We start from the raw sequence: 1,348 nt of genomic DNA on the forward strand, positions 1-1,348 counted from the left end.
CCTTGTGATCCTTCTAAAGACCCCATGCCTTGGACAAACAAAAAAACCCATACCTCCCCAAAGACCGACCCCATGCCTTGGGAAAATAAAGGAAGAAAAGCCAAAGAGACGCAAAAAACAAAAGATCCAGAAATGACCCGAGAGGAAATGCGGGCCTATTTTGAAAAATATAAAGACGACCCTGTTCCGTTGGGGGAGTATAAACACAAAGATATGAAAGAAATCGTTAAAATTCGAACCCAAGAAACTGGAATGCCGTTTGAACAGCATCATGTGTGGCCTCAAGCTCAATCTAAAGAAATTTCAAAAGCAACAGGAAAACAGTACAAAAATAATGTGGTCATTCCATTGCCTAGAAAAATACATCAAAAAGATAATCGTGAATTTATGCATGAACGCAATGAGCAAAATAAACCACAAAATCCCAGAGAATCTTTAGCGCAAGGCGTAAACGATACCCGCAATGGTATGCTAGAAGCAGGGTGCGATCGCGCAAAAACGAATGATGCTTGTCTTGATGCGCTTAGAAAAATAAAATCAGAAAACCCCGGGGGATTTGAAGGAAAAATCCCCCCAAAACCAAAAGGAGAGTGAAAATGAAAAAAGAACAAATTTATCAAGAAATTCGAGAGCGTTCGCCATTGGGGACAGGAAGTGCTCTTGAGCTTTTAGAAGCTTTGGAAAATTTTTCCACTACAGAACTGTTGAAAGATTTAGAAAATCTCTACCAAGAATGGGGAGCTCTTCCAAAACTTTACTACACAAATAAAAAAGAAGACATTAATCACATTCAGCAATGCGAATCTTTGTTTGATTTTATTCTTCATGCAATTTTTTATCACGAAGATCCTTCGGTCATTCCGCATTTGTTAAAATACGTTCCATCCGACGATGATGAACAAGATCTGGTATTTATGGAAGATACCGCTAGTGAGCCATTGTGCAACGGTATTACTGAGAAAAATTATTTTGGGGAATCCTACATTCCCGTGCTCTTAGGATGTATTCACGAACTGGTTCCAAGAGCAATGGTGAATGCGGAAAGTTTTTTCTATGATATGGTGTACGACAATTTCGAGTGTTTTTCAGAAACTCAACCTTTAATTCGAAATCTTTATTTAGCTGAAAAAGAACCGTTTATTAAGTTATTGGAGTATTCTGTTCAGACAACAACAGAAGAATTAGAAAAAGCGATAAAAGAAAATAAACAAAAAAGTATCGAAGTAGTTCAAAGAGCTCTGGATAGAATTCAAGTAATTCGACAAGCCTTTGTAAAACTTCACGGGTTGTAATGATTTGGAAGATGGTAAGGGGAAAGCCCGCGATTAAGGCGGTGCTGGGGATATGC

Annotated in this window: 2 protein-coding genes; both read left to right on the forward strand. The window is 38.4% G+C overall.

All coding sequences use genetic code 11. The features are described from left to right. The coding region (locus HE1_RS09450; RefSeq protein WP_035543140.1) for a hypothetical protein at window positions 1–594 on the forward strand (594 nt) is incomplete at its 5' end. Beyond that, window positions 591–1,292, forward strand: a complete 702-nt coding sequence (locus HE1_RS00115) for a hypothetical protein (protein ID WP_162480056.1) — start codon at window positions 591–593, stop codon at window positions 1,290–1,292. The genes HE1_RS09450 and HE1_RS00115, both read left to right, overlap by 4 nt. The last annotated feature ends 56 nt before the right edge of the window (window positions 1,293–1,348 follow it).

Origin of the sequence: Holospora elegans E1 (genome assembly GCF_000648275.1) — a bacterium.
GTDB classification, from domain to species: Bacteria; Pseudomonadota; Alphaproteobacteria; order Holosporales; family Holosporaceae; genus Holospora; species Holospora undulata_A.